The sequence below is a fragment of the Streptomyces sp. NPDC037301 genome (genome assembly GCF_055602785.1).
The window spans coordinates 1-3,250 of record NZ_JBVJWD010000143.1; the positions used below are offsets into that span (position 1 = coordinate 1).

General features: G+C 68.2%; 3 protein-coding genes. 2 read left to right on the forward strand and 1 reads right to left on the reverse strand.

The features are described from left to right. Positions 1-753: 753 nt before the first annotated feature. Positions 754-1,155 carry a hypothetical protein gene (locus ACZ7IB_RS48890; protein ID WP_470921823.1) on the reverse strand — a complete coding sequence of 134 codons (402 nt, stop codon included), beginning with the start codon at positions 1,153-1,155 and terminating at the stop codon, positions 754-756. A gap of 36 nt (positions 1,156-1,191) precedes the next feature. Here ACZ7IB_RS48890 and ACZ7IB_RS48895 point away from each other — a divergent pair, with 36 nt between their 5' ends. Both ACZ7IB_RS48895 and ACZ7IB_RS48900 read left to right on the forward strand, forming a co-directional pair. After that, a complete protein-coding gene (locus ACZ7IB_RS48895; protein WP_470921824.1) occupies positions 1,192-1,953 on the forward strand; it encodes a hypothetical protein in 762 nt (253 codons plus the stop codon). 196 nt (positions 1,954-2,149) lie between these two features. Continuing rightward, complete coding sequence (locus ACZ7IB_RS48900; protein ID WP_470921826.1) at positions 2,150-3,064, forward strand: ketopantoate reductase family protein; 915 nt, start codon at positions 2,150-2,152, stop codon at positions 3,062-3,064. Positions 3,065-3,250: the final 186 nt, after the last annotated feature.

Here is a 3,250-nt window from a genome sequence, read left to right on the forward strand (position 1 = left end):
CAGCCCCAACGAATACGAACACCGACACCACACCGCTAAACTCACGCTCGCCGCGTGATCAATAACCGCGTGCCCACCTTCACGGGGGAAGGCCCGCGTGCCGAACTCGGTCGCTGGGTCAACGAGGGCGTCCTTCAACGAACTGCCCGCGGTGTCTACGTCCTGGCCCGCGAATGGACCACGCCCGGCCTCCATCAACAAGCCAACCACCTGGTGTTGACACCTGCGGAATCGCCTTAACTACGCGGCATTGGGGTACTTCCTCGGCGCAGGCATCGTCTGGGCTCCTCTCATGAGACCCATCTGACCTTCTGTCACCCATCCCCGCATCTCGGGGGAACCTCACTGGCCGATCTGGCGGTGGCCGGACGGAAAGCTGTGATCAACCTGTTGGTGAGGCGATTCACGTGCTCCGCCACCGGGTGCTCGCGGCGTACGTTCGTCGAGCAGATAGACGGGGAGCCGGCCGGGTTTTCGCGCCCGGCCATGGCAGGTCAGGAGTCGGTGATGTGGTCGAAGCGCCGCAGGAGACCGTTGAGCTGGTCAACCGGTCCGCCTGTCCAGGGCTGTGATGGTCTTGGTTGGTGGGCCGACCGGTGGACGATCTGTGCGGTCTGTGTGACTGTTTCCTTCCGCTGATGAACCACTGCCGGCTTTGACGCTCGCGAAGCTCCCGCCACTGATCAGCAGCGCGTGCTTAACGGCAGGGCTGTCCTGATGGACGTGCCCTGCCGTTGGCACAGGTCGGTTGGGTTACCAGTGGTCGTGGCGCTCGCAGCGCTCGTCGTGCTTGTGGCGCTTGATCTTGGTGAGGTTGGTGGCGGTGTGGGTAGTGGTGTCGCCGCCCCCGGTGGCGGTGGCGGTGTTCGTCACCTGAGCGTGGGCCCTGCAGGAGACGTCGACCTTCAGGGTGATGGGAGGGTAGCTGCTGCCGGCGGGGAGGACGTCGCTACGGGTGCAGGTGAGGGTGTTCACGGTGCAGTTCCATCCCGTGCCACGGATGCTGTCGGCGCTGAGCCCGGCGGGGAGGGTGTCGTGCACGGTGACCGTGGTGCCGTTGGTCGGGGCGGCCCCGGCTGCGTTGCCCACGGTGATGGTGTCGGTGCCGTCCCGCCCCTGGGTGAAGTGCCTGGTGTGGGTCTTGGTGATGGTCAAAGACGGGACCGTGTAGGAGATGATCACCTGGCCGTTGTGGTTCGCCGTCCCCATCGTCGAAAGCGCGTAGCTCGTGCCGGTACCCGTGGGGGTGGTGAAGCTGCTGCCCCCACCACCACCGCCTCCACCTGCCGAGGCGCCCGTGTTGTTGACGGCGCCGCTGCCGCCGCCCCCGCCAGCGAAGTACCCACCCCCACCGCCCCCACCACCAGCGATGGCAGTGTCGGCGCAGCCGCCGTCGAAGCTGCCCCCGGTGCCACCGGTACCGACCGAGGCACCGGAGAACCCGCTCCCCGGCCCGCTGTTCGTGACCGCACAGAATGGAACGGTGCCGGCGGCCCCGCTGGCACCGCCGGTACTGGTGCTGGTGCTGCCACCGCCCCCACCCTGCCCCGGCACCTGTCCTCCCACCTCGCCCAGGCCCGCCGCGAGGGGCGCTTCCCCGACCTGATCGACACCCTGCGCGAAGTCCACGTCCCACCGTCCTGGACGGACGCGAGCTCGTTCCTGCGCGAGAGCGCCAACTGGTTCGGCCTGGACCGCACGATCGGCCAGTCGCATGCGGTGCACGTCGCTGCCGAAAAGGACACGCTCCGGCAGCTGCTCGCTGGCTGGCTGGCTGGCTGGCTGGCTGGCTGGCTGGCTGGCTGGCTGGCCGAGTACGGCATCCCGGTCCTGGTGGTCCGCGGCTTCGGCTCCCAGTCCTACGTCGACGTCGTCCCGACCGCGTCGCCACCGACCCCAGGGAAGCAGTGCTTCTGGTGGTGGTTCTCCCGGGCTTCCGTGGGTGTGGCATGACACTGCACTAGGGCGCGTATTGAGTCGTGATCAATGGGTGGTCCGGTTGAGGATCAAGCTCTCCTGATACGGCGCCTCTGCGCGTTCTGGTCCGCACCCCCAGTCGCACGCATGGCGGGCACCTCTGCAAAGATCGTCTTGAAGGCGGCCACCGATCATCGGGGCCGACCTACGAGAGGACAACTTCGTGACACTCATGACGAGCAAGCCCACGGTGGCCATTTTGGGTTCGGGCGGCATCGGCGGTCTGCTGGCCGCCCTACTGTCCCGCTCCGGCCACCGCGTCATCTGCCTGGCCCGCGAAGCCACGGCACACACCTTGCGCAGCAGCGGGATCGAGGTACATAGCCGCCAGTTCGGCGACTTCACCGCAGCCGTGGAAACGGACACCGAACTGCGAGAGCCGGTCGACGCGTGCCTGATCACCGTCAAGCAGATCGCTCTGGATACCGCACTTACCCGCGTCCCGCCCGCAGCCCTCGGCGACGCCCTCGTCGTACCGCTGCTGAACGGCGTCGAACACCCCGCCACCCTCCGCGCTCGCTACCGGCCTGACCGGGTGGCCCCCGGAGTGATCCGCGTGGAGTCAACCCGCCTTGCCCCCGATGGCACCGGGCCCGTCGTCATCGAGCACGGCAGCCCGTTCGTCGAGATCGACCTGGCCGCCGGCACGGCACCCCGCCCCCACGTCGAAACCCTGGCGACCGCCCTGTCCGCCGCGGGCGTGACGGCTCGCCTGACTGAGGACGAGACCACAGCCTTGTGGGCAAAAATGGCCTTCCTCGCCCCCTTCGCCCTCCTCACCACCCGGTACGGCGCGCCCCTCGGAGAGGTCCGCACCCGCCACCACGAGGAGCTGGAGGGCCTGGTCGCCGAAACCGCCGCGGTCAGCCGCGCCTGCGGCGCACCGGTGGACCCCGCTCAGGCCCTGGCGCGCTACGACGCCTTCCCTCCCGACGCCAAGTCCTCCATGCAGCGCGACGCGGAAGCGGGCCGGCCGCTGGAACTCGACGCCATCGGCGGAGCGCTGCTGCGCGCGGCCGACCGCCACGGTGTGCTCGTGCCGGTGGCGACCCGCGTGGTACGGGAACTGCAGTCCGCAGGCCACTAGGGCATATATCGAGTCGTGATCGTTCTAGGGATCGGCCCTTGCGGGAGGGTTTATCCGGAAGATCATCTTGGATGACTCGCGCGCAACTGACGGACGTGGAGTGGGAGTTCATTGGGCCGTATCTACCGATCGGGAGATACGGCCCGTACCCGAGCGGCTGCGGCAGCAGTTCGAGGGCGTGATCTG

Excerpts from the sequence above, each read along its gene's own strand:
- ACZ7IB_RS48900 (WP_470921826.1), top strand. The coding sequence starts at position 2,150 with ATGACGAGCAAGCCCACGGTGGCCATTTTGGGTTCGGGCGGCATCGGC.